The sequence below is a fragment of the Sorangium sp. So ce426 genome, assembly GCF_051475585.1.
GTDB lineage: Bacteria > Myxococcota_A > Polyangia > Polyangiales > Polyangiaceae > Sorangium > Sorangium cellulosum_B.
In genome coordinates this window covers 8,292,583-8,316,835 of the sequence record NZ_CP150341.1, presented here as the reverse complement: position 1 = coordinate 8,316,835, position 24,253 = coordinate 8,292,583, and the positions used below count along the sequence as shown (strand labels likewise).

Sequence of the window (24,253 nt, the reverse complement as noted above, 5' to 3'; positions counted from 1 at the left end):
GGAGCTCCGCTCGTGTGGCGTGCGGGCGCTGCGCTGGCCGGGCGGTCTTGCCCGGGCGGGCGGCGCGCGAGCGTCGAGCGCCCGCGCGCGGTGGGACGCGCGATCAGCGGACGGGCGAGCGATGGACCAGCGGAAACGGCTCGACCTCGCCGTCATCGGGGTTCGTCGAGTCCCTGCTGTACCCGATCTCCTGTTCGTCCGTCGTGATGACGAAGGGGCCCCCGATCTCCTCTGGCTCCACCCTGTCTTCGTAGTCTTCGGTGGTGTCGCCCCTGCCCGATGTCGCCGAGGCGACGTACTGCTCGGCGATCTGCTCGGCGAGCTCGTCGAGCACCTCGGGGGGGCCGTCGCCCGGGTCGGGGATGAACGCATCTCGGCTCTCCGCGCGACCGGCGCTCCTGCGCGCCGCCTCCATGAAATCATGGCTGTGGTTCCTGCCCGTGGCCCGCAGGGAGCTGTCTCGCTTGGTCTGCATGGATGATCTCCTCGCTCGGCGGCGCGCTCTCACGCGCTCTCGGCGTCGCCGCCCTTCCGCTGTTCTGATGGCGAGGGATGCACCGCGTGTACCATGAAGCTGGATGGCCGATCCGCGCGCGCCATGGCGAGCGGATGGGACCGCCGCTCGCTCCCTGCGAGGTGCGCGCTGCGTTTGCGTGGGATGCGTGGTGCGTCGTGCCACAGCGGTCGCGAGGGGCCGGTGGCACGATGCCCCGGCCTCGCGCCGCCCTTACCAGTCGAGCTCTTCGCGGATGGCCTCCGCGAGCTGCTGGGCCATGAGCGCGTTCGTCTTGACGCTCGGGTGGTAGTCGCAGCCGAGCCCGTTCGCCGCGCCGTCCTGCGCAGGGAACTCGAGGACGCGCACCTTGTCGTCGCCGCTGTCGTTCCGGGCCTTCACCACCTGGCCGATGTAGGAGCGCGCCCTGGTGAGCGCCTGGGCGCCTTCCGGGTACGAGTCGCTCAGCATGGGCCCGATGGTGCAGAAGATGAACGCGTTCGGATAGTTCGTTCTGACCGTCTCGACGAGGCCCGCGTAGGCATTGGTGAACGGCGTGCGGAACTGGGCGTCGCCCGGGACGTTGATGCTGAAGTCGTTCGTGCCCAGGTTGATGACCACGACCTGCGGCACCCAGGACGAGAAGTCCCATGCGGGCTGCTCCTCGTCGGCGATCGTCCGGCCGTAGATCTCGGGCATCGTGGGCGCGACTTCACCGTCGTAGTTCCGGTACACGCCTCTGCCGGACCAGGCGACGATCGTTGTGTCGGCCCCGACCAGCCGGCCTGTCAGGGCGCTGTAGGCGAGGTAGTTGTTCTCCGTATCGCTCGTGAACGGGCAAGTCTCGTTGGCGCCATCGACGCCGTAGCCGGCGGAGATCGAGTCGCCGATCACCTCGATCCGGCGCGCGGGCGCCGCCGGGACCGGCAGGAGCGCCTCGCCCTGCTCCGGGACGAACTCGAGGAACTGCGACACGCCGACCAGCGGCTCGGTGCGGCGGTGGAGCACGAGGTCGTGCTCGCCGTCGGGCAGCCCTTCCGCGACCGTGTAGAGATCCTCCTCGCTGTTGACCTTGAGGACGCCCTTCGCCTCGCCGTCGATCACCACCTGGAAGAAGTTGGATTCCGCCGCGGTCGACTCGTCGTTGAAGCGGACGCCGATCGACGTCCCCGAGAACCGCGTGACGATCGCGCTGCCGGCCCAGGAGAAGCGGGGGCCCTCGGCGTTCGTCGTATCGAAGCGCCCGATGAAGCGGATGGTGTCGCCGGAGGGCTCTGAGCCGCCGGCGCCGCTCGTGCTCGACGAGGTGGTGCCGGGATCCGCGCCGCCGCCACCTTCGCCCGTGCCGCCGCCTTCGCCCGTGCCGCCGCCTTCGCCCGTGCCGCCGCCGTCGCCGCCCGTGCCGGAGGCGCTGCTCGAGGTGGGTGAGCCACCGCCCGAGCCCGTCGTTCCAGTTGTTGCATTCGAGTCGTCGTCACCGCAGCCGGCCAGCGCCGACCAGGCGATGCAGCAGATGGAAGCGAGCCTCGGGAGATTCGAGTAAGCTTGTCGTTTCATGCGCGCGAGGATGCTCTAGGTCCGTGGCGCGGACAACTCCAATCTCCTCCTGCGCGCAGGGGCAGACACCGCAGCGCGGCCGTCGAGGTGCGGAGATCGGTTGATCTCAGTTCCAGGTCCGGTCCTGGCTCTGGTACCTGGAGCGGCCGCTGTCCTCGGCGGGGGAGCGCTCGTGGCCCTGGCCTTGCGAGGCGCGCACGTCGTCGCGCTCGTGGACGCGGGTCGAGTACCCCTGCGGGATCTCGTCGCCCATGAAGCGGCCGAACCCGGGCCGGCGCTCCGGGCGATTGTAGATGTCGCCGTATCCGCTGCGTTCCTCGCCGCGGCCGCGGCCCTCGCGCTCCTCGCCGCGGCCCTGGTAGCCGCGACCGTTGTCGCCTCGGCCGTCATGGTGGCCAGGGGCGTTTCTCTCGTCGCCGCCTCGATATCGATCCTGGTCCTCGCCGCGCCCGTAGCCATGGCTGCGATACCGATCCTCGCGGCCCTGGTAGTCGTCTCGCGCATAGCCGCGGCCCTGGTAGTCGTCTCGCGCATAGCCGCGGCCCCGGTCGTCGTATCGCCCGTGGTCGTCGCCCTGGTAGCGCCGGCTCGTGCTCTCTTCGTCGCGGCCGCGGTCGTGGCGACCGTAGCCGCCGCGGCCCTGGTCCTCGTCCGGTCCGGAGAAGCCGCGGCCCGTGTCGCGGCCGTAGTAGCCGCGGTTCTCGTCGCGGCCGTAGTAGCCGCGGTTCTCGTCGCGGCCGTAGTAGCCGCGGTTCTCGTCGCGGCCGTAGTAGCCGCGGTTCTCGTCGCGCCCTCGCTGCACCGAGCCGAACCCTCTTCGCTCGTCCTCGCCGCCCCGCCCGCTGAAGTGATCGTCACGCCCGCCGATCCGCTCCCATGAGGCGCTGTCCTGTCCGTAGGCGCGGCGCTCCTCGGGCTCGCGGTAGCCGCGCGCGCCGGCGCCGCCCTGCTCCTGCCAGCGCCTCTCGGAGCCGCCGCGGTCGTCCCATGTGTGCTGGCTGCCCGCCCTCCACGGGTCTCTGCCGTCTCCCCGCCCTTGCTGACCGTACGGCCGCGGCAGCTGGCCCAGCTCTCCCTGCCGGCTGCCGCCGCTCTGGTTCGCGTAGTTGCCGCGGCTGTACGACCCTCGCTCGAACGCGTCGCGGTCCCCCTCGTGACCGCGGAATCCGCGCTGATCGTCCTCCCGCGGCACGCGCCACCGCTCGTCCCGGGGACGCCAGTCGTCGCGCGGCCCCTCGTCACGGAAATCCCGGCCCTCGTAGCGATCTCGTGCCATCTCGCTCTCCCTCTGGGTGCTGGTGAACAACTCTCGAGCCTCACGGAGGCGGTCCCCTCCGTGAGCAGCGGGCCCACCCGTTTCCACCTGTTCAGCTTCAGCAACTTCAGCAACCGACGTGCCCAGTTGAAACCCGGTCGAGGGGAGAGGAGCGCCGGCGCCCCGACAGACGGCCTCGCGGCCGCATCGCGCCGCCGCGCGACAATGCGCCACACGCTGGGGCAAGCTGTCACGCAGGCGCGGCTCGTGTCATCGAGGACGAGCTCGCCGGGTCGGCTCAACGGTCCAGTTCGGATCCGGGGCAGGGAAGCAGGGGAGCAGGGAAGCGGGAAGCAGGGAAGATGGGCGCCGCGGGCAGCGGCGCTCACCCGGCGCTCAGTAGCGCGTCTCGCAGGGGTGCTGATCGGCGAACGCCTTCACGGCGGTCTTGTGGGACGACCACGGGAAGTTCCGATCGGTGATCGACCACGAGAGCGCGCCCGCATACCCCATGTTGTAGAGGTCGCCCACGAACTTGTCGTAGCGCACGTCCATCTCGTCCATGTTGATGGGGAACTCGCCCATGACCACCGGCTTGTCCGTGAGGCCGTACTCGGAGAGGGGCTTGGTGTACGGGAAGTAGTCGTTGACCCAGCCGTACATGTGGACCTGGTAGAAGTCGACGTCCGAGCGCGTCCACGCCTGGCCCCACTTGATGGCGGCGCTGCCGACGCTCACGGGCGCGCCGGTCTCTCCCCTCAGCACGGCGGCCGATTCCTTGGCGAGCGCCTCCATCTGCTGGTGTGTGACGAGATCGAACTTGCTGGAGTCCCCCTCGAACGCCGGGTCGTCGCCGTAGAGGCTCGGCCCGGTCATCGCCCACTCGGGCTCGTTGATGACGTCCCAGGCCAGCATCCGGTCGCGGTGCGGGCTCGACGCCACGGTCCGAGCGATGGGCCGGACGACGTTCTCGATGAGCTTGGCGCGCCGGCCCGCGTCCGCGACGAGGGGCCCCATGCTCGCGACCGACAGGCCGTTCGGCGGGTTGTGCGATGTCTTGTAGAAGCCATCGAAGGAGAACAGCGTGAACATCACGTTGACCTGCGCCTGGTCCGCGAGCTCGAGCGCCGCCAGGATGTCCTGCGTCGAGGTGCCGCCGAGCCCGGTCGGGTTGCCCTGTCCGTCGAAGTTGATCTGGTCCCCGTAGAAGCGGGGGTAGATCCACCAGCGGACCACGTCCACGCCGTTGGCGCGCATGTCCTGCAGATCGGCGAGCACCTGGCTCTTCTTGCCCGAGATGCCCGCCTGGCTCCACTTGGACTGACCGCCGAAATCGGCGCCGAAGTCGCGCCAGGCGTAGTTCACGCCGTACATGAAGCGAAGGCGGCAGGCGATCTCGACCCCTGCCTCGAACGGACATTCGTCCTCGCCGGCGCCGGCGCATTCGCTGGGCTCTCCCCCGCTGCTGGTGCTGCTGCCGGCCACGGGATCGCCGCTGCCCGTGCTCGCGGGTCCGCCGGTGGGCTCGCCGGCGCCCGCGCCGGAGCCCGTGGATGTGCCGGCGCCCGCGCCCGCGCCCGTGGATGTGCCGGCGCCCGCGCCGGAGCTCGCGGGTGTGCCGGCGCCCGAGGAGTTGCTCCCGCTGGGGCCGCTGTCCCCCGCTTCGCCGCCGGCGCCGCCTTCGCCGCCGCCGTCCGATCCGTCGCCACAGCCGAATCCAGCCACGGAGAGCTGGAGAACCCCGACAAGAAGAAGCCAGTTGCGCATGCCCGATTATCACCAGAAACGCGCGCCGGACCAGCCCGAACTCTTAATCGGTTCAGTGACTCACTGCGTAACGTTCTGCTCTTGCTACAAGATCGTGGTCGCAGCGGCCCTGACGAAGATCACGTGAGCTTCGCAGGGCACCCGCGGTATCGCCGCTTACCTGGACGGCCCGCGCGGCCTCGGGTGGATCCCCATGTACGCGGCCGCACTCTTCGCCGAGGGATCGTCCGGGTAGCGCTCGATGAGGTCTTCCGCGAGGCTGCGGGCCTTACCGATCCGGTCCAGGCGCACGAGCGCCCGCACGCGGAGCAGGCCGCGCTCGGCGGCGCGGGGGCTGTCGCCGAGGTCGCGCGACGCCTCGTCGTCGAGCCGGAGCACCTCCTCGGGGTTGGTCGTCAAGGCGGCGCGCATGCGGTCGATGAGGCTGGCCTCGGGGTCGGTGTCCGGCGCCGGCTCCGACTCTGCTGCTGCGGCGCTCACGGTGGCAGCGGCCGGCGAGGGAGCGGGGGGGACGAGGGGCGCCTGGTCTCGGCGCTGCGGCTCGCGGGCCACGCGGGGCTCGGCGCTCGGCGGGCGTGCGTTCGGCGCGGGGCGCTCGTCGCGACCCACGAAGAGAAAGGCCGCCGCGGCGAGCGCGGCGATGGGAAGGCCGATGAGCAGCGCGCGGCGAGCGCCGGACGGTCGGGGGGCGTCCACGGCGGCGAACGTAGCGCGGAGGAGCGGCCGGCGGTAGCAGGCGGAGCGAGCGGAGAGCGAAGGAAGGGGAGAGCCGTCGAGGTGCGATGGCCGCCGCCGTCCGCGCGACCTCGGGCCGGCCCACGTCGAGGGTTCCTCACGCGACCGGCGACCGACCAGCACGTCAGCGCCTCGACGCAGAGCCAGGCCCTCGCCGCCATCAACTTCCTCTGCACCCACGTCCTCGCGCTCTCTCCTCGCGCAGCACATCGATTTCACCCGAGCGAAGCGCCCCGCGCGCCTCGACGCGGCGCTGCCGGCGGCGTTGGACAGGTCTACCCTGTTGCGCTGGACAGCCTTTGGGCCTTGCAGCGCAGCGCCGATACGTGAGATTTCTCGTGAGGGGCGCACAAAAGCGACGAGCTAGACAGACCTGGGCTGCCGGCATCGGTTGGCCAATCGATGGATAGTTAGCCAGACTTTCCCAATGGACGCTTGGTCAAGGTACGGATCCCCCCTCTACCTGCTCCTTCTGCACGCGAATTTCCTCGACGAGCCGCCGGAGCGGCGGCATGCGTTCGCGCAGCAGTTCTTGGATGCGGCGACGTCTCTCCCCGATCGCGAGCTTGGCTACTGGCTGAACGGCTCGTGGCGTGAGCAGCTGACGGCGGCATGGATCATCGCGGCCCGCCGGCTCGCCGCGTTTCGAGACGTGATCGGCGAGAGGCTGCTCGCCAGCGCGACCTGCTATGCGGGACAGGGCTTCTCTGTCGCGACCGCGCGCTACGAGGATCTACCTGCATCCGATGCGCTGACGCTCTATCTCCAGTCGTACTTGCCGGTTGGCGATCGCGAGTACGATCAAGAGTGGGCTGTGGGATCGTTGGTGTGGCTCGACGCTCGCCTGGCCGCGAATCGCGCGGCGCCCTTTCTGAAGGCTCCTGAGCTCTGGAAGGTATCCGAGCACGGCCGGGAGTTGGGGGCCTTGGATCCAGGACGCGGCGTGGCGCGGGTAGCGCGGGCCATGGCCTTCCTGGACGACCTCGGCGCCAACGAGGTCAGCTGATGCGCGCGCGCGCGTGGTCCGCTGGCCGCGCGCGCGCGGCCAGCCGGGGCCCGCCATCGCATCAGCCGTCAGTGCACGGCCGTGAGCATGGGCAGCGCCTCGTACCGCAGCCCGATGTTTGACTTGATCGCAGGATCCTCGCTCTGGAACGTGCGGAGCTCGGCCTCGTCGCGGACGGCAACGATGCCGACGCCCCATCCGCCCGCCGGGTCGGCGACCGGTCCGAAGGCGATCACGTGGCCCTCGGCGAGCTTGCCGCGCCAGTATTGGCCGTGCGCTTGCATGACCGCGCGCTCATCGGCCGTCATGTCCTGCATGAAGGTCGCGCGCGACGGGAGCAGCCGACAGAGGAAGAAGCGCGGCTCCGGTTGCGGCGCGACGTGGTTCGTGAGCCAACCCAGGACGCGCTCCCAGCCTGCCGCGTGGCTCTCGCACGATGCCACACGAGCGCCAAATCCAGCGTGTCGGACCGTGAGGCGGGTACCCGTCTCGATGGCGTCGAGGAGATAGGAGACCGTCGTCGGGGGCGCGTCCGCATCCCATGACGGCTCCCATGTCTGGACGAGCCTTCGAGGCGGATCGAATTCGAGAACTCTGCCGCCGACATGGAACGGCTTCCCGTCTGCCCCCACGCCGTCGGTTCGCCACGCCCCTCCGGCGCGAAGGTCGATCGTGAAGGCGGTCGTGCGATACATCTCCGCAGAACCCCACCATTTTGTCAGCTCGTCGGTCGTCAGCGCGCGGAAGACGCGCTCCGGCGGCGCGGCGATCTCGATGCGAGCGAGGATCGTCCCTTGCGCGACATCGGCGATCGAACGGGCTCGGGTGCTCTTGGCTGTCATGTATCCTCCAGGTAACGCTTCAGCGACTCGAGATTGCGACCCCAGAACGCGCGGTAGCCCTCGAGCCATGCCATCGCCTTCTGCAGCGGCGCGGGTCGCAGCGTGTAGAGCCGCTCGCGCCCGACCTTCTCCTCGGTCACCAGCCGCGATGCCTTGAGCACGCGGAGGTGCTTCGAGATCGCGGGGCGGCTCTGAGAGAAGTCGGCCGCGATCTCGTTCACCGGGGCAGGACCCGCGCGCAAACGATCGAGGATCGCGCGACGGGTTGGATCGGCGATGACAAAAAACACATCGATGTCGGCTTTCGCGGGCGACATATAGGTAACCGTTGGGTTACCAGTACCGTGGTGGCCTGAGCTTGTCAAGCGCGTCGAAGAGCCCCCGCACGCCCGTCGTGCGCTGCGCAACGTCGGCAGAGCTGCTCCCGTGCTCCCGTGCCAGCTCGGCTAGCGAGCTGTCAGGCGTTGTGCCCATTGCCCAGCAGGCGTCTGTCGCCGGCCGCGCTTCGCCCTGCGGCGGACCGCGACGGCCGGCAGGTCAGAAGTCGTCGCGGAGGCGCACGGTGTCGAGCTCGCGCCGGAGCATTCGCTGAAAGATGCCCGGCGCCACCCACGAATAGACGCAGATCCCGAGCCAGGCATACCCGATGAGCTGGGCGCCCGCCGGGCGGTCGAGGTCCTCGAGGGCGAGGCGGAGGACGCGCTGCGCGACATACGCGGCGAGGAGGACGAGCATCGCGCTCGGGCCGAGCCCCGCCAGCACCGAGCTCACCCGGAACCAGAGGCCGAGGAGCAAGCTCTCGCGCGCCTTGATGGCGGCGAGGAGCCTCAGCGCGTCCGGATCGCCCACGTCGGCGCGGATCGCCCAGACCGCGTGCTCGCGCGCGCCGCTCACGTCCCCGCGCCGGAGGAGCACGTGCCCCATGAGGACGAGCGCGTCGGCGTGCTCGGGCTCGGCCTCCAGCGCGGCGCGCGCCCAGCGCTCGGCCTCGTCGAGGCGGCCGCGCGCGAGGTGCGCATCGCCGAGGGCGACGAGCGTCTCGACGTCGTCCGGGTCGAGCGCGAGCGCCTGGGTCAGGAGCTCGGCGGCGCGATCGTCGCGATCTTGGTACCGCTCGACGGCGGCGAGGCCGCGCAGGGGCGCGGGCTCCGACGGATCGAGGCCGCGGGCCGCCTCGAAATGCTCCCGCGCCTCGCTGGGCCTCCGGTGCGCGAGCAGGACGCGGCCGAGGACCAGGTGCGCGAGCGGCGACTCGGGGGCGAGCCCGCGCGCCGTCTGCGCCTCGATGAGCGCCGCCCCGAGCCGCTTCAGCCGCAAGAGGGCCACGGCGAGCAGCGCGTGCGCGCGCGGCGCGTCCGGATCGAGCGTGAGCGCCCGGCGGAACCAGTCGATCGCGGCCGACAGCTGCCCGCGATTGAGCGCGCTCACCCCGAGGTCGGTCGCGCGGTCGGCGTCGTCTTGTCCCGCCATCACATCACCACGATCCCGAGCCAGTTCGACGCCTCGAACGCGGCGCGCACGACGTGATCCCGGGCGATGGCGGCCGCGATGGCGACCGCGGCGCCCTGGCGGACGCGCCCGCCGAAATACTCGTAGATCCCGAAGCTCCGGTGCTGCGACGTGTAGAGCCAGTACGCGGCGCCGAGCTTCGCCGCCGTGATGATCACGAACGCATAGGCGAGGGAGCGATCGGGTAGGTGGAGCGCCGAGATGGCGAAGGCGCTCAGCTGGGCGAGCACGACCGCCGCCACCGGCGTGAGCGCGGCGATGAGCGCTTCGCGCCGGAAGCCCGCGCTGCCCATGGCCTTGCCGTTGAAGATGAACCACGGCAGCCCGGCCCAGCTCCCCGCGAGCATCGTCGTGAGCAGCGGCCAGAACGGGTTCACCGTGTACTCGGCGAGCCGGCCCGGGCGGGGCTCGTCGGCGATGGTGTAGGCGGCGCCCACGTCAGCCCTTCCCGTGGCGCTTGAGGAAGTCGAGCACCTCGTCGTATTGCCCGGCCTCGTTCGCATAACGCGCGTAGTTGCGCGCCGTCGTGAGCCACTCCAGGGTCGTCGGCTTCACGTCGCGCAGCGCGGCCACGAGGTGAGCCTCCGCGATGGGCACCTCGGCCTTCTCGCCGAGCGAGGCCTCGATGGCCTCGTCGCTCGCGGTCTCGACGAGGTGCTCGAGGTCTGCGCCCGAGAAGCCGGACGTCCTCGCGGCGAGCGCCGCCACGTCGATGTCGCGCGCCGAGGGGCGGGCGTCGAGGAGGAGGCGGAGGATCGCCTCGCGCGCCTCTCGATCGGGCGGCGGCACGAAGAGCACGCGGTCGAAGCGACCGGGGCGGCGGAACGCGGCGTCCACGGCCCAGGGGACGTTCGTCGCGCCGAGGATGAGCACGCCCGCGTTGTTCTGGGTGAAGCCGTCCATCTCGGCGAGGAACTGGCTCACCAGCTTGGCGCTCGTCGCCTCGCGCGTGTGCTGGCGCTTGCCGGCGAGGGCCTCGAGCTCGTCGAAGAAGAGCACGGCCGGCGCGCTCGATCGGGCCTTCTCGAAGATGGCGTGGAGCTTTCGCTCCGACTCGCCGATGTACATGTCGAGGATGTCGTGGATGGCGACGTTGAAGAACCCGGCCTTGCACTCGCCGGCCGTCGCGCGCGCGAGGAGCGTCTTTCCGCAGCCCGGCGGGCCATAGAGGAGGATGCCGCCGCCGACGCGCTTCTTGAAGCGCTGGAAGAGCGAGGGCTTCTGGAAGGGCATGATGATGCGGCGCTCGATCTGCTTCTTGACGTCCGCGAGGCCGCCGACGTCGGCGAACGTGACCGCCTTCGCCTCCGGGTGGAGCAGGCGCGCCATGACCGGCGCGTCGGTGTCATCGTTCGAGATGACGCGCATGCGCGGGCGCTCGCCGGCCGGCGCTATCTCGCGCACGCGCGCCCCGAGCAGCGCCTTGAGGTCGACGTCCTCGAGCGTCGGGTTCTCGGCGACGGCGTCCTGGTATGCCTGAACCGCCTCTTTCGGGCGGCCGAGCGCGTGGAGGACGCGCGCCCGGAGCACCTGCGTCTCGCCGTCCTTCGCGTCCACGAGCTCGAGGGACCGCTCGAGATCACCCGCCGCGAACAGGGCGCGGGCCGCGGCGCGCCGCTGCTCGGGGCGCTCGAAGAGCGCCGCTCCGGCTTCGCGCACGAGCCGAGCCGCCTCGGCGGCCTCGCCGCGCTCGACGAGGGCCGCCGCGACGACCGTGAGGAGATCGACGTTGCGAGGGGAGGCGGCGAGCGCCGCCCGGAGCGAGGCCAGAGTCGCGTTGTCCACCCGGAGGCGACCCATACCGCAGCACGTTGGAGATTGCTATGGGATCGCTTTCCTGCGCGTGCGCGCCGCGGCGTCGGGCGTTCTGGACCCGGCGGCGTCCGCGGCGGTGCGGCGCAGCGCGCCCAGGTGGATGGAGGCGCTCCCGGCTCCCCGGAGAGGCGGCGGCTGCTGCCGGTGTTAGACGGGTCTGTCCCATGGCGCTGGACAGCAATTGGCCTTGCGACGCGGAGCGGATCTGTGAGAATTTTTGTGAAAAGGGCACCCAAAGCGATGACTTGGGCAGCCTTGGTCCGACGGCTTCGGTTGACCGATCGACTGACAGCTGGGCAGATGAGGATGTGACGCAGATGGTGCGATCCCCCCACAGCCAAGGAAAGGGAAGCCGCCGCTTCCCCGGCCGTCCTGGCGGTGCAGGATCGAAGCCGCCGTTGGAAGACTGGCGACGACACACGAGCCACGCCGCTGCTCGCGCCGAGGACCTCGAGCCCGACCGCTATCGACTGTGGTTGCGAGGCGACTGGGACACTTCAGCCGCCGAGCTTGCCTACAAGGTCGATCAAGCGTTCGCGCAGGCCCGCATCCCGTACTTCCCCATCGAGTATCATGGTTGGCACACGGGCCTCCAGGTCGTGATCCCGGCGCGTTTCGCGGAAGCTGCGACCGCTGTGCATCGACGGTTCGAGGAGGAGCGCCCTCGTCCTGCGCCATCCGTCGGTCGTGGTTGGACGTCGTCTGTCGAGCCGCAGCGCTTGTCCAAGCAGTACTCCAATCACCCATGGATATTTCGCCGATACAGCGAAAGCCTCCCGGATGGCCGGCGCTACGAAGCATTGCTATTTCGGGACGAGCATCATGAACATTTCGGAAAACGTGAATGGGTCATGCCGGCAGCGGCGAATGGGCCTGGCGCTCCAACGTTGCGAAAGCTGGCATGGCGAATCGTCACTGATCCTGACTTTAGAAATGAACTGCTCTCAGACGACCCCGAGTTGAAGGATTTCTGGCGATGATGCTCGGCGAGGCACTGCCCAGCAACCCAGGAATTGGTGTAATGGTGGACAATCCTTCGTTCGAAGCTCCGCGGCTCGGACCTGCGGCGCGCGAAGCTGTGGCCGTTGGGCACGACATGGCCCTGGCGCCCGGCTCGCTCCTGATCATGCGCGCCAGCGTTCAAGAGGGGTGCCTGCATGCGGTCCTCGCCGTCGAGGCCGCGGGCCCGCGGATCAGCCTCACATTCCGGTTCCTGTCTCGTTGAAATGGCGGTAGCCGCCGGGGCGCGCCCCCGGAGGAGGAAGACGTGGCGAGAGGACGAACGCAGCGAACCGCGACCGTCGGCGTCGCCGAGCACGGCAACTCGGCGGTGCTCGTCACCGTCGCGCCTGGCGGCGAGCTCGTCGATCGCCGGCGCATCGACCTCACCGAGGGCTTGCCCACGCACCCGCATCACCACGAAGGGTCGTGGGCGGTGGGCCGTTACCTCAACACCCCGGGAGCGCGCTCTCTCTCGCTCGCCGACGCTGTGGCGCTCGTCGAGCGCGTGCGCGCGTCCGCCGCGCGCGGCGCGAGCGAGGGCCTCGAGGCGCTGGCCGCGGTGGTGCCCGTGCCGATCGCGCGCATCGCGATCCGCGTGTGCCCCGAGCTCCCGCCGACGACCGAGGAGCGGATCGCCGACAATCGCGCGCAGACCGTCGCCGACTCCGTCATGTATCGCCAGGCCCTCGCGGCCGCGGCCGAGGCGCGCGGCTGGTCCGTGCGCTGGTACGACCGCGAGCGCGTGTTTCGCGACGCTGCAACGGCGCTTGGCCGCGACGACGTGAACGATCTTCTGCACGCGATGGGCCGATCGATCGGGCCGCCTTGGCAGGCCATCCACAAGCTCGCGGCAGCCGCGGCGCTCGCGGCCACAGGGCATCCAGCGCCGCGGGAAACCACCGGATAGTTTCGGGAGCCGTTCCCAGAGCTTGAAATGGAAGCGCTGACCCTGCTGGTCACCGCTCAGAAAGAGCAGGTCGACCGGTGACGACCAAGCAGGCGAAGCCGCCGCTGATCAACAGGGAAATCGATGCCGAGAATGTGTTACACGCTCCCTCTGGCCGGACACACCAGATGACCGAGACGGAATGGCTGGTGTGTACTCGGACCAACCCCATGCTCCGCTTCCTGCTCGGACTCGGTCCGAAAGAGCAGCGGGTCGTGGACATAACGACGTTTCCTGCGTGCAGGGGGAGCGACCGCAAGATGCGTCTGTTCGCCTGTGCATGTTATTACCGCGTGCGCGCCCTGCTCCCCGATGAGCTCGCAGAAGCGGCAGTGGAAACAGCGCGCCGCCACGCCGATGGCCTGGCCACGCAGGAGGAGCTCCAGGCAGCCGAGGCTCTGGTCCGGCAGGCGCTCGACGCTCTGGAGGGGAGGTGGCGAGCGTCCCATGGGGCCGAACGTATATCGCTCCAGCCGACGCACGACGCGCTGGCCCTGAGCTTTCAGGTGGTTCGGTCACAGGCTCCGAAGGCGGCATACTACGCCTCGTCCAATGCTTGTCTGGCACCTGCTGCCATTGCCAATCCAGGTGCCGCGCCTGGGGACGCTTCATTCACCGCCAGCAGCGCCGCGGAAGAGCGCGCCCAGGCCGGCGTGCTTCGCGACATCTTTGGCAACCCGTTCCGCGCGGTGGCATTCGACCCGCGCTGGCGGACCTCGACGGCCGTCGGGCTGGCTGGGCAGATGTACGAGAGCCGCGCTTTCGAGCCGATGCCGCTCCTGGCCGACGCCTTGCTGGACGCCGGGTGCGAGGACGCCGACGTGCTCGGCCACTGCCGTGGCGACGGGCCGCACGTCCGCGGGTGCTGGGTGATCGACTCGCTGCTCGGAAGGAAATAGGTTGAGCGCTCGATCCCGGATGGGCCCGTCTCGACGACCGGTCTAGCCAGTCGTTGGACCGATCCGAGTTGCCTCTACTTCACCATGCGGAAGCTCGCGTGCCGTAGCCAGGAGCGCGCGAGCTCCACGTCTCCGTAGTGGGAGCGCGCCGTCACGAACAGCACGCCCGTGACCCCACCTGGATTCTCGATCCTGACGGGCTTGTCGTCTTGAAGGCCGTCCAGCTGTGGACTGATCCCCAGCTGCCCACCAGAATGAACGGGCGTCGGTCAAGCCAGAAGTCATCCCCACGAACCTCATCGGCGATGCGCGAGATTCCACCTCGAAGCGCGGCGACTCGCTCCACGCTCATCTTCGACGGCAGCAACACGGACGCCACGGGACCGGCCATTCCTCGAGCGTACGCGCTCGATCCATGGCGGTCCACCGAGGCGTCGCGGCCGCCGAGCTTCGAGGTTTCGTTCGTTGTCTTGAGGAGTGCTATCCTGGGCGAACATGGGCAGGTGGCGTTGGACGGCCTCCGGTGAACGGCGGACACCTCGTATCGCGGGTGCCGCCGTCGTGGCGCTGGCCGCGCTGCTGTTCGCGCCCGCGGCCGGCGTGCGCGGCGACCCGCTGCCGCCGCTGCCGGGGCCTGCGCCGCAGGGGAGGCCGCAGGGCTTCTCCGCGCGCATCGAGAACCAGCGTTGCGAGGCGTGCCACGAGGACATCGCGGCCGAATGGCGCGCCTCGCTGCACCGGCAGGCGTTCACGGATCGCGTCTTCCAGCGGTCCTACGCGATCGAGCCGCTGCCCTTCTGCCGTGGCTGCCATGCGCCCGAGGCCGATCCGGCGCACCACCCCGGCGCGGACGCGCAGGCGGTGGGCGTGGGGTGCGTCACCTGCCACCTCGTGGCCGGCGAGGTCGTCTCCGCGCGCGGCCGGGACGCGCGCGGCGGCGCGCACGCGGTCCGTGGCGACGCGCGGCTCTCGACCGATGAGGGCTGCGCCCGCTGCCATCAGTTCGATTTTCCGCGAGCGCCCGGCGTGCCCATGCAGGACACCGTGGCCGAGCACCGATCCGGGCGCTTCGCGGAGCGACCCTGCCGCGATTGCCACATGCAGATCGTTCGGGGCATCGCCGGGAGACCGCACCGCGATCATCGCTTCTCCGTGGTCGGGGATCCGGCCGTGCTGCGCTCCGCGATCGACGCCAGCGCGTCGCGGAGCGGCGCGAACGCCATCGAGGTGAGCGCGCGCGTGGTCGCGGCGGGGCACGCCGTCCCCACGGGTGATATGTTCCGCCGGCTCGAGGTCCGCGCCTCGGCCGTCGATGCCGAAGGCGCGACCGTGTCCACCGCCGCGCCTGTGATCCTCGAGCGGAGGTTCTCCGTGCGCCCGGTCGAAGGAGGCATCGAGCGCGTCCCGGCCGGCGATACGCGCCTCCCCGCCTCGGGGGCGCCGCGTGTCCTGCGGCTCGTGTTCCCGGCCGCCATCGACGGGCTCGCGGTGCGCTGGGAGGTGGTCTATCAGCGCATGGGCGCAGCGATGGGCGCGGCCTTCGGCGTCGATCCGGCCGCGGACGAGGTGGTCCTCGCCGCGGGCACGCTGGGCGCGCGCCCGGTCATCATCGGCCGACCAGCGCCCGCTCCGGTACCATGAGCGCCCCCATGCGAACCCGTCGCCTTCCCGCCCTCCTGCTGCTTGCGCCTTTCTTCGCCGCTGCTTGCCGGCCCGCGCCGCCTCCCGCGACAGCGCGCGCCGAGATCGCCGCGCTGCCGACGCTCGCCGTCGTGGCCGCGCCCCCGGCGGCCGCGCCCGCGCCTTCGCCGCTCGTCAGCGTGACGACCCTGGCGCGCGTGCCTGAAGGGTTCGTGCTCGACGGCGACGTGGCGGAGTGGGGCTCGCTGGTCCCGCCGCCGCCACGTCCTGCGCGGCCCGCGCGAGGGGAGAGCGCGCTTCCGCCGCCCTCGACGATCGCGATGGATGCGCCTTCGCACGTCGCCCTGGTGCTCTCCAGCGCGGGCGTCACCCTCGCGGCGGAGCTCGACGAGGGAGCACAGGACGGGATCTGGCTGGGCCTCGGCTTCGGCGCGCCGGAGCTGCCGCCCATCGGCTATTTCCAGCGCGGGGGCGGGGTGATGCCGCTCAACTGCGAGACCGACATGGGCGGCGAGCCGCTCCCGGCCGACGTGCAGAAGGCCTGCCATGAAACGCTGGCCCAGCATGACGCGTTCATCGCCGGCTACGAGGCGCGCTTCGTGCGGTTCTTCCGGCTGGATCGCGGCGGCCTCTCGGGGATAGGCGAGGACGGGAAGGGACGACCGATCGAGGGCGCGAAGGCGGCGGTGAAGGGCGGCGACGGGAGGCTCACGATCGAGGCCACGCTGCCGACCTCGGCGCTGCCCCGCGCCTCGTCGGCGCCCATCGACAGCATCCGGCTCTTCGCGCGGGCCGCGGACGCGCCGCGACCGCCGGCGCCGGCGGACGACGCGTGGGTCTGGCGGGAGATCCCGGAGCCGGTGAGCTACGAGCCCTTCGCAAACCTCCGCGCCCTGGCGTTCCAGGCGCCGGAGCCGATCGGCCGCGTCCCCATGTCGTACCAGCCGGGAGATCCGCTCGAGCTCGAGGTCATCGGCTATGCGCGCGGCTCGGACGGTACCGCGCTGGAGCCCACGCGCCAGGGGCTCTACAGCCCGATATCCACGATAGGGGACGTCGAGACCGGCGAGCTCTTCCTGCGGCGGCCTGCGCTCGCCATCCTGCGCAAAGGCGAGATCGTCGACGTCATCGAGACCTCCGGCGCGCCGACGGGCCTCGTGAGGCGCAACAAGGATCTTCACATGTTCTTCTACGATCAGTACACGTCGACGGACATCTGGGCCGAGAGCGCAAACTGGCGGGTCATCGCCGTCAAGCCGAGCGGCGAGTACACCGAGCTCCTGGAAGGGGCCGCGGACAACGGCCCCTGGGCCAACGATGTCGAGGAGTTCCATTCGACGCGCTTTGACCGCTTCGGGATCCGCGGTACGCCGTGGCGCCAGGACGCCGAGGGCGAGGTGCCGCGCGCCGTGGAGATCACGTGGCGCTACGACGCGACGACGGGGATGTATCGGCCGAGCTCGCGCGCGCTGCCCGCGACGAAGGCGAAGAAGGCGCGGTGAGGCGGAGAGCGCGCGACGCGCGCTCGACCGGCTGGATCAGGGCACCCGGAGCGAGCGCCGGCACGCGGTGCGCGCCTGAGCGCGATCCTCGCCCCGATGGATCGACGCCGCGTCGCGGCGTTGGCACACAAGGACGAAGCGCCGGGCAGTGTGCCAGCCTCTGACCCTCGTGTCATGAGGGGGCTCCGGCGGCGCGTCCACGCACCGCGGCACGGACGGCGCGAGCTCCTCGACAAACTCGCCGGACCCGCAAGGGCCGACCTGTCTCCAGGGCACCGACACCGACGCGCTACAATTTCGCCGTGAACGGTACGTTCTTTGCAATGGGCGTGAAGCGGAAAGGTTGCGCTTCATGTCCAATCAGCTGCCGTCGTCTTCCTCTGGTCGATCATGGTCGTCCCGCACGCGAGCCATCTCGCTGTTCGCCCTGCTTGCCCTCCCGTCTGCCGTCGTCGCGGCGGGGTGCGCTGACAAGCCGGACAACATCTACAACTACTATTACACGAACGGGGAGGGCGGCGCCGGGGGCGCCGGCGGCGCCGGTGGGGCCGGGGGGGCCGGCGGCGCGCCCGAGCCGTATCCGGGGGCGCCTGTCGCGGACACCGAGGTGGCCGAGCATGCGCTCGACGTCTTCGGCACCGTCGGCAACCGCTACTGGTTCGCGATCTCGGAAGAGCAGCTCGAGATCATGAACGAAGCGCTCGGCGGCATCGGGGGCCCCATCAAGAGGGACGCATTCGGGGACATCTACTCACCGACCGGGGAGGACACGACCTTCGTGGATCATCTGTGGGTGACGACGGCCGGCGCCGAGGGCAAGACGGCCGACTACGGCAAGGTCCAGGTGGGGATCGCCGGCCAGTCGACGCAGCGGCCCTGGACGAAGCGAACCATCCCCAACCTCAACATCGACGCCGACGAGTTCGTCGAGAAGCAACGGCTCGGCGGCTTCGAGCACGTGCGCTTCAACAACGGCCAGGTCGGCAGCATCTTCCGCGAGCGCCTCACGCTCGATCTCTATGCTCGCCTCGACTATCCGGCGCCCCTCTCCAGCTACGCCTGGCTGTCGAGCAATGTCTGGGGCGCGGAGGTGGCCGTCCCCTACATCGTGGTCGAGCGCTACAAGAAGGCGTTCTGCACCCGCCTCGAGAGCAAGTTCGGCGGCGGCTGCGCCAACATGTGGGAGTTCGCCGGAGACTTCGCCGTCGAGGTCCCGGGGGGCGGCGGGATCCCGCTCCCCATCGACATGGTGCCGTTCGGCGGGAGCGTCTTCGACGATTCAGAGAGCTGCCAGCTCAAGGAGTGTGACAACACCCGCGCGAAGGAGCTCGAGGAGCTGATCGCCGAGACGCCGCCTGGCGAGGGCTTCAAGGCCGCGCTCGAGGGCTGGATCGACTGGCCGGCGTTCCACCGGTTCCAGTGCCTGTCGTGGGTGCTCGCCACGGGCGACGACGCGATCCACAACAGCAACAACGTCGTGCTTGTCGAGCGGGCCGATGGCCTGTTCCAGTACCTGCCGTACTCGGTCGACATCAGCCTGGGGCAGAGCTGGTATCCGGTTGTCCCGCTGGCCGGCATGAACACGCTGGCGCGCGGGTGCCAGAGCGAGCCGGCCTGCTGGGCCGACACGATCGCGGCGTGCGAGGAGGTGATCGAGGAGTTCACCGCGCTGGACCCGAACGCGGTGCTGAAGGGTCTCTACGAGCAGCTGTCGGACGAGGGAATGCTCCGCCCGGGCGACGAGCAGCGGTACGAGGAGCTGGACGCCTGGCTGACCAATCAGCTCGAGGTCCTGCCGGTGGAGCTGGAGAGGAACCGCGAGCAGCCGCAGCTCTGCATGCCTCCCCAGATCGACTGCGGCGGCTACTGCGGCTTTCCCCAGGACTGCGGCCTCTGCGTTCCTCCCCTGGTCGATTGCGGCGGCTACTGCGCCTATCCCAAGGAGTGCGGCGGCGGCGTCGGAGCGGGCGGCGGAGACCCGGGTGAGGGAGGCGCGGGCGGAGCCGGAGAAGGCGGCGGTGACGCGGGCGTCGGCGCAGGCGGCGGCGACGTGGGTGCGGGCGGCGCTGGCGGCAAAGCGGCGGACTGACGCCGGCTGACCGGTGGGGGGGTGGAGGGGGCTCCGCCGCGGAGCTCCCTCTCAGGGCGAAACCTCGAACAGGCACCGCGTGATCGGGATAGCGACGTCCTTCCAGACATACAGGTAGTATCTCGTGCCCGGGACGAGCTCCTCGGGGCTGCCCTCGGCCGGATAGCCCTGCTTCGTGCCCGGTGGGACCTCTCCATAGGTGATCCCGCTCTTGACCGGCTCGGCGCTCGAGGGCACGTCGAGCCGCCAGATCGTCCCCTCGGGCAGGTCGAGGTTGGGCGGAGCGCCCGGGTTCTCGGCGTTCGCCGACAGGACGTAGACGTAGCGGGCGTCGCCGCCGCTCCACGTGATCTTGCGCGCGGCGTCCACGCCTTCCCCTGCCGCGCAGTCGCCTGGCACGTAGAGGCTCTGTTCATGGAGCGGCCCGCCGAACGGGGTCTCGTCCGCGAAATCCTCCTTCGTGAATCCGCGGCGCAGGAGCTCGCCCTCGAAGAACGCGACCATGCGCGCCGGGTCCGTGGAGGGCAGCCCGCTGACGTCACGGGAGAAGCCGTTGTTCTGGTCCGGCGGATACGCGCCGAGCGCCGCCGAGGAGACCCAGCCGGCGGCCAGCGCGAGGCCCGTTGGATAGAAGCTGTCGGTCCAGACCGGTCCGGCCTCGATATACCAGTTCGACGGCCCCGCGGCCGGCGCGGCCTTCTCCGAGTGGCAGCACACGCACCCGCACGCCTCGGTCTGCTCCGTGACCCAGGCGAGCTCGCCGAGCCATTGCGGATCGGACAGGCGTGGATCGTCGCTCGGCGTCTCGTAGTCGGAGGGGGGCGCCGGCCAGTACGGGCGCTGCGTGAGCACCGGCTCGCACGACGCGTAGTCGGTGAACAGGCGGCCCGGCTCGGTGCAGCCCGAGATCGCGCCGAACGTGCAGACCTTCCCCCCGCTCTGCCCTGCCGGCTCGCCGGCCTCCGGGTCGACGCAGACCTGCTCGGGCCACTGGAAGACGGCGCCGCCCGTGCCCACGCCGCCGCCGGGCTCCTCGGCCGCGCCCTCGCAGGCGTCGGGCTCGAACCGGCCGCCGCCGAACATCTCGCAGCCGCGCTGGGTCGAGGCGCACTGGCTCGTGTCGCCGCCGGGGAAGATGAGGGTGTAAGTGTCGTCGGTCCCGCCGCCGAGGACGCATCGGCCGAGCGTCTCTGGATAGGCGCAGCCCTCGTCCCTGGTGAAGGTGGAGCCCTGGAGCGCCTTGCAGTCGGCCTCCGCGGCCTCGGCGGTCCAGCCCGCGCCTGTGTACTCACGGCACTCCTCGGCCTGGCTGAAGGGGCTCGTATAGACGCAACGACCGGGCGACCCGGCGGCCTCCGGAGCCCCCGATGCGGCGTTTCTCTCGGTTTCCTGGCAGGCGCCCAGCCCTCCCAAGGCCGAGACGAGGAGCGCTGCGCCCAGCATCACGTGCGGTGAACGGAGGAGCTCTTGCTTCACGGTGAATCTCCTGAACGTGGATCTTTGAGCAGATGTTGATGTGTTCTAGCTCACGTTTCTCTCGCGGAGAGCGCGTTGATGTATATCGTTTGTTAAACATTGTTCAATCTTGGTGCATAGTTTTGTGACAAAATGTAATCCATGATACATTTTTATCCAGTGACGATGCGCGGGAGGGGGGCCGAGGTGTGGGCGGGGACCGGAGACGGCAGCTCGCAGGTGCGTGAGATCGGCGCGGGCTGTTCGAGGCGTCTCGGCTACGGGAGGCCGGGGTCGCCGCGATCCGTCCGTGGGACGTGCGTGCTCGAGGACTTCGAGGCCGGCGTCAGCGAGGCGGGGAGAGCTCGGGGGCGTCGACGTGGAGCCGCCCCAGGCCATGGCTCGTGCACTTGCCGATGAGGGTGAGCGCTGCGGCCTCCAGGAGAGGGCGGAAGACGCCGACCGGGCCCTCGAAGCGCAGCGATCCGAGGAGTCCCATCATGGGGTGACGGGCGTCGAGCTCCCGGGAGTGCCGCTCCCACCGGGCGGCGCGGAGGCTCGCGCCGGTGGTCCGCACGGAGGCGGCGAGCCGATCGAGCTCCGGGAAGCGCGATTCGTCCTCGGGACCGAGCTCGCCGTAGAGCGCCGAGAGCGTGGTCAGCCGGCGATAGACATGGCGGAACAGCGCCCGGAAGTCGAGGTCGCCGGCGGTGTGGAGTCGGCCCTTGTGCGTGAGCCATGCCGGGGTGTCGAAGGTGAGGTGAAGCCGACCGTCTCCTGGTTCGCCGGGGACGATCTCCAGGGGGCGATCGGGATCGGGGAGTCGCCGGACGTGCTCGAGCTCGACGTCGGCCCCGGAAGTGCCGAACCGGAGGGCGGCGATCTCCTGGAGGGCTGCGAGCAGGCGCTCCGTGTCGTCGGCGGACAGCGTGCCGAGCACGCGGACGCCGAGGACGATGGGATTCGCGACGGATCTTCCGGGACGAGGGATGAGCGGGAGCAACGGCGGCGGTGCCTCGGTCGCGCCGCGCAGCAGGCGGTGGGGGAGCGGCTCCGGGAGCGGAGGATCGAAGAGGCGCGAGTAGGCGCAGCGCCCGCGACGAAGGCACGCGGCGGGGCAGGGGTCGCACGGGGTGGAGCAGCCGGTCTGCCGCAAGGCGCGGCCGAGGACGCCGCGAAGGAGGCTCCCGCTGTGTTCGGGAAGGCGGAAGTCGCCGGTGGAGCGGTAGGCCGCCTCGAACTCGGTCACGGGAGCTTCATGGGTGCGAGGGTCGTGCATCCGGGGAGGCGCGGGAAGGGGAGAGAGGCGACGTCGCTCGACTTGAGCGACCCACCCCGTCGATCGAGGCGCCCGTCGACACGGCGTCGAACCCTCTCCTTCATGTAGGTGCGGGGGCCCGGTTCGAATGGAGAGGCCGTGGTGCCGAGTACCCCCGCGCGAACGAAGGGAGCGAGCCGTTCGAAGGCCGGGAGCCCGAGCGGGTGATTCAGGAGGGCGCCAGGCGGCACGATGACGACATCGTGGAGCAGGCAGAGCATCGCGAGCACGCGGATGACATCGTCGATGCACTCGCAGCGTCGGTCGAAGGAGGCCGCTGGGGGTGGGGGGGCTAGCGAATCGTGTAACCGTTTGAATATGTTGTGGAAATCGGGGAATCGCCCGGCGTGGGCGGTGGGAAGTGAAACAGGCGAGGGCGCCGCCTGGGAGGGGTTAGCGGAACGATGTGTATAAGTCATCGGAATTGTTGTGGATTTTGAGGTGGCTCCCGAGCGGGACATGCCTGCTCAAAGGGCATTGAAACGGGAGGAGACACCAAGCGCCGCTTCTCAACACCCAGCCAGAAGCGGGCATGCCCGCTCAAAGGGAAGCGCCCGGCCGAGAGCATGCCGCCGCGCCGTATCCGACGGTGATCGTCGCCCGGACACCTGATCTCGGAAGGGAACGACGCGGGGCGCGGCGCTGCGCCGCCCGCGTCACCGCTTCACGCCATGAGCTCGCCCGTCGGCGGCGGGTCGTGGTAGCGCTGCTCCTGATGGCGAAGGCCGCGCGCACGGCGACGAAGAGCGGGACGCGATCCCCGCAGCGGCGACGTCGCGCTCGCGTCTACACGGCGTGGCACCCGGTGCTCGTCGCGCTCCTCGAGCGCGTGCTACCCGAGGGCTGGTATCAGTGCATCTCGGAGTTCCAGCTCGCGCGCGAGCCGCTCCGCATCGACCTCGTCGTCCTTCGGCGAAGGCGTCGCGGCGCCCCACCCAGGCCGAGCCTGCTCACCTGCGTCGTCGGCGAGCTGGCCGAGCACACCCTCGTGCACTTCAAGGGGCCGACCGACGAGCTCGAACGGGACGACGCCCGCATGCTCGTCGCCTACGCGATGCAGTACCTCGTGGTCGCAGAGATCGAGGACCCCGCCTCCGTCGCCGTCCGGGTGCTCGCGCCCCGCCTGACCCCGCGCTTCGCCGCGGCGCTGCGGTCGCTCGGCTGCGCGCTCGCGCCGACGGGACCGGGCACCCACGAGGGCAGGCTCGGCGTCTTCCCGCTGCGGGTGGTGGAGACGGTCCCGGCGACCGCTCGCGAGGGCGAGCATCTGCTGTACACTGTGACGCCTGGGATGGTCGCCGACCCCGGCGGCATCCCGGCGCTCTCCTCGGCGGAGATCGCGGTGTTCTGGGAGCTCCTGGAGCACGTCGAGCAGCTTCGACGTCCTCTCCCGGGGCAGAGGAAGCGGCACATGAAGGACGAAAAGCGGGTGGTCGAGAGCTTCGAGCAGGCGCTCGCGCGCCTCGTCGCGCGGGTGCCGCCGGAGCAGCGGCTCGCGGGGCTGGCGCCGGAGCAGCGGCTCGCGGGGCTGGCGCCCGAGCAGCGGCTCGCGGGGCTGGCGCCGGAGCAGCGGCTCGCGGGGCTCACCGAGGCGCAGGCGGTGCTCGCCCTGCCCGACGCGATGCTTCGCGCGCTGTCCGCGGACTACATCGCGACGCTGCCTCGCGAGACGCAGGCGGCGGTCCAGAAGCGCCTCGGCGCGGCCTCGCGGCGGCGGCCGGCGCGGCGGCGGACGCCGCGCAGCCCTGCGAAAGGATGACAAGAAGTGGCTCCTGCTCCGGTCTGGCGTGCCCGGCGCCCCACCTGCCGGTGACCGTCGTGCTGTCTCACCTCGACCGCGCTGCCCGGAGCAGGGCATGACGACGACGGACAGCGAAAAGGTGATGGCGTAGGCTCCTGCGCTTGTGGGGTGCGCCTCGATCTGCTCGCGCAGGATGCGCTCTGCCGCGGGTCGCTCGCCCGCCATGTACAGCACCTCGGCACGATCGCCAGCCATGGGCAGTCTTCATGACTCCTCTTCCGCGGACAACTGGGTGAGAGCTCTCCTTGCACCTCGGCCGCACCACGTTCGAGCGCCACGTCGCGCGGTGCTGCGTGGCCAGGGAGGTGGACCCGTCAAGCGGTTCACGAGGCTCGAGCGGCGCCGGAACTGCCGAGGTCATGCATCCCCAGGAAAGAGCACGAACTCGCCTCCCTTCTCCATCCGGAGTGATGGAGCGAGCCCAGCGCGCCGTATTTCTTGCATTGCGTTTACATGCTGAAAATTCTCACTGAGACATCCAGTGGACCGCTTTCTTGTGTGTGCGTGTCTCCTCATCGATTGCGCTCTCCCTTGGGCCCGAGGCGCGCTGCGGTGTTGCATGTTCCACCTCGAACCGCTCGGCGGTTCGTAGTATGAGCGTCCCCCATCGTCAGTAACGGC

22 protein-coding genes are annotated in these 24,253 nt (G+C 70.3%); 9 read left to right on the top strand and 13 right to left on the bottom strand.

The genetic code is table 11. The annotated features are described in order from the left end of the window. Positions 1-103 precede the first annotated feature (103 nt). From WMF44_RS30865 to WMF44_RS30845, 5 genes are all read right to left on the bottom strand, one after another. A complete protein-coding gene (locus WMF44_RS30865; RefSeq protein WP_437293630.1) occupies positions 104-475 on the bottom strand; it encodes a hypothetical protein in 372 nt (123 codons plus the stop codon). Between the two features lie 252 nt (positions 476-727). Next, positions 728-2,050, bottom strand: coding sequence for an SGNH/GDSL hydrolase family protein (locus WMF44_RS30860; RefSeq protein WP_437293629.1), 1,323 nt, complete (start codon positions 2,048-2,050; stop codon positions 728-730). A 106-nt stretch (positions 2,051-2,156) separates the two neighbouring features. Next, a complete protein-coding gene (locus tag WMF44_RS30855; protein ID WP_437293628.1) occupies positions 2,157-3,326 on the bottom strand; it encodes a hypothetical protein in 1,170 nt (389 codons plus the stop codon). 375 nt (positions 3,327-3,701) lie between these two features. Continuing rightward, complete coding sequence (locus tag WMF44_RS30850; protein WP_437293627.1) at positions 3,702-5,072, bottom strand: endo-1,4-beta-glucanase; 1,371 nt, start codon at positions 5,070-5,072, stop codon at positions 3,702-3,704. A 156-nt stretch (positions 5,073-5,228) separates the two neighbouring features. Beyond that, on the bottom strand, positions 5,229-5,768 hold the full coding sequence (locus tag WMF44_RS30845) for a tetratricopeptide repeat protein (protein WP_437293626.1): 540 nt from the start codon (positions 5,766-5,768) through the stop codon (positions 5,229-5,231). 466 nt (positions 5,769-6,234) lie between these two features. Here WMF44_RS30845 and WMF44_RS30840 point away from each other — a divergent pair, with 466 nt between their 5' ends. Next, positions 6,235-6,813 (top strand): DUF6000 family protein, encoded by a 579-nt coding sequence (locus WMF44_RS30840; protein WP_437293625.1) that lies wholly within the window; start codon positions 6,235-6,237, stop codon positions 6,811-6,813. Between the two features lie 68 nt (positions 6,814-6,881). Here WMF44_RS30840 and WMF44_RS30835 read toward each other — a convergent pair whose 3' ends face one another. The 5 genes from WMF44_RS30835 to WMF44_RS30815 form a co-directional block, all read right to left on the bottom strand. Continuing rightward, positions 6,882-7,655 carry an SRPBCC domain-containing protein gene (locus WMF44_RS30835; protein WP_437293624.1) on the bottom strand — a complete coding sequence of 258 codons (774 nt, stop codon included), beginning with the start codon at positions 7,653-7,655 and terminating at the stop codon, positions 6,882-6,884. Next, the gene (locus WMF44_RS30830) at positions 7,652-8,020 is read right to left on the bottom strand and encodes an ArsR/SmtB family transcription factor (RefSeq protein WP_437293623.1); all 369 of its coding nucleotides are present in this window, start codon (positions 8,018-8,020) and stop codon (positions 7,652-7,654) included. Before WMF44_RS30830 ends, WMF44_RS30835 begins: the two co-directional genes overlap by 4 nt. 172 nt (positions 8,021-8,192) lie before the next feature. Continuing rightward, entirely contained in the window at positions 8,193-9,125 is a 933-nt protein-coding gene (locus WMF44_RS30825) for a tetratricopeptide repeat protein (RefSeq protein WP_437293622.1), read from the bottom strand. Then, positions 9,125-9,601 (bottom strand): hypothetical protein, encoded by a 477-nt coding sequence (locus WMF44_RS30820; protein WP_437293621.1) that lies wholly within the window; start codon positions 9,599-9,601, stop codon positions 9,125-9,127. The genes WMF44_RS30825 and WMF44_RS30820 overlap by 1 nt, the downstream gene beginning before the upstream one ends. Position 9,602: 1 nt before the next feature. After that, positions 9,603-10,949 carry an AAA family ATPase gene (locus WMF44_RS30815; protein WP_437293620.1) on the bottom strand — a complete coding sequence of 449 codons (1,347 nt, stop codon included), beginning with the start codon at positions 10,947-10,949 and terminating at the stop codon, positions 9,603-9,605. 194 nt (positions 10,950-11,143) lie between these two features. On the opposite strand from WMF44_RS30815, the gene WMF44_RS30810 reads away from it, so the two are divergent. From WMF44_RS30810 to WMF44_RS30795, 4 genes are all read left to right on the top strand, one after another. Next, positions 11,144-11,959: a hypothetical protein gene (locus WMF44_RS30810; RefSeq protein WP_437293619.1), complete on the top strand. Its 816-nt coding sequence runs from the start codon at positions 11,144-11,146 to the stop codon at positions 11,957-11,959. After that, entirely contained in the window at positions 11,956-12,204 is a 249-nt protein-coding gene (locus tag WMF44_RS30805; protein ID WP_437293618.1) for a hypothetical protein, read from the top strand. Before WMF44_RS30810 ends, WMF44_RS30805 begins: the two co-directional genes overlap by 4 nt. Positions 12,205-12,246: 42 nt before the next feature. Then, a complete protein-coding gene (locus WMF44_RS30800) occupies positions 12,247-12,888 on the top strand; it encodes a hypothetical protein (RefSeq protein ID WP_437293617.1) in 642 nt (213 codons plus the stop codon). Positions 12,889-12,965: 77 nt separating this feature from the next. Further along, positions 12,966-13,826 (top strand): hypothetical protein, encoded by an 861-nt coding sequence (locus WMF44_RS30795; protein ID WP_437293616.1) that lies wholly within the window; start codon positions 12,966-12,968, stop codon positions 13,824-13,826. Positions 13,827-13,900: 74 nt separating this feature from the next. Here WMF44_RS30795 and WMF44_RS30790 read toward each other — a convergent pair whose 3' ends face one another. Beyond that, on the bottom strand, positions 13,901-14,068 hold the full coding sequence (locus WMF44_RS30790; protein WP_437301635.1) for a DUF6368 family protein: 168 nt from the start codon (positions 14,066-14,068) through the stop codon (positions 13,901-13,903). A 319-nt stretch (positions 14,069-14,387) separates the two neighbouring features. On the opposite strand from WMF44_RS30790, the gene WMF44_RS30785 reads away from it, so the two are divergent. The 3 genes from WMF44_RS30785 (at position 14,388) to WMF44_RS30775 (ending at position 19,058) form a co-directional block, all read left to right on the top strand. Beyond that, positions 14,388-15,467 (top strand): multiheme c-type cytochrome, encoded by a 1,080-nt coding sequence (locus WMF44_RS30785; RefSeq protein WP_437293615.1) that lies wholly within the window; start codon positions 14,388-14,390, stop codon positions 15,465-15,467. An 8-nt stretch (positions 15,468-15,475) separates the two neighbouring features. Continuing rightward, a complete protein-coding gene (locus WMF44_RS30780; RefSeq protein ID WP_437293614.1) occupies positions 15,476-16,969 on the top strand; it encodes a hypothetical protein in 1,494 nt (497 codons plus the stop codon). Positions 16,970-17,321: 352 nt separating this feature from the next. Further along, a complete protein-coding gene (locus WMF44_RS30775) occupies positions 17,322-19,058 on the top strand; it encodes a hypothetical protein (RefSeq protein WP_437293613.1) in 1,737 nt (578 codons plus the stop codon). A gap of 51 nt (positions 19,059-19,109) precedes the next feature. On the opposite strand, the gene WMF44_RS30770 is transcribed toward WMF44_RS30775, so the two are convergent. Together WMF44_RS30770 and cas6 are read right to left on the bottom strand one after the other, a co-directional pair. Further along, positions 19,110-20,534 carry a proteinase inhibitor gene (locus WMF44_RS30770; protein WP_437293612.1) on the bottom strand — a complete coding sequence of 475 codons (1,425 nt, stop codon included), beginning with the start codon at positions 20,532-20,534 and terminating at the stop codon, positions 19,110-19,112. Positions 20,535-20,859: 325 nt separating this feature from the next. After that, positions 20,860-21,762, bottom strand: coding sequence for a CRISPR system precrRNA processing endoribonuclease RAMP protein Cas6 (gene cas6, locus WMF44_RS30765; protein WP_437293611.1), 903 nt, complete (start codon positions 21,760-21,762; stop codon positions 20,860-20,862). 766 nt (positions 21,763-22,528) lie between these two features. On the opposite strand from cas6, the gene WMF44_RS30760 reads away from it, so the two are divergent. After that, positions 22,529-23,590: a hypothetical protein gene (locus tag WMF44_RS30760; RefSeq protein ID WP_437293610.1), complete on the top strand. Its 1,062-nt coding sequence runs from the start codon at positions 22,529-22,531 to the stop codon at positions 23,588-23,590. The last annotated feature ends 663 nt before the right edge of the window (positions 23,591-24,253 follow it).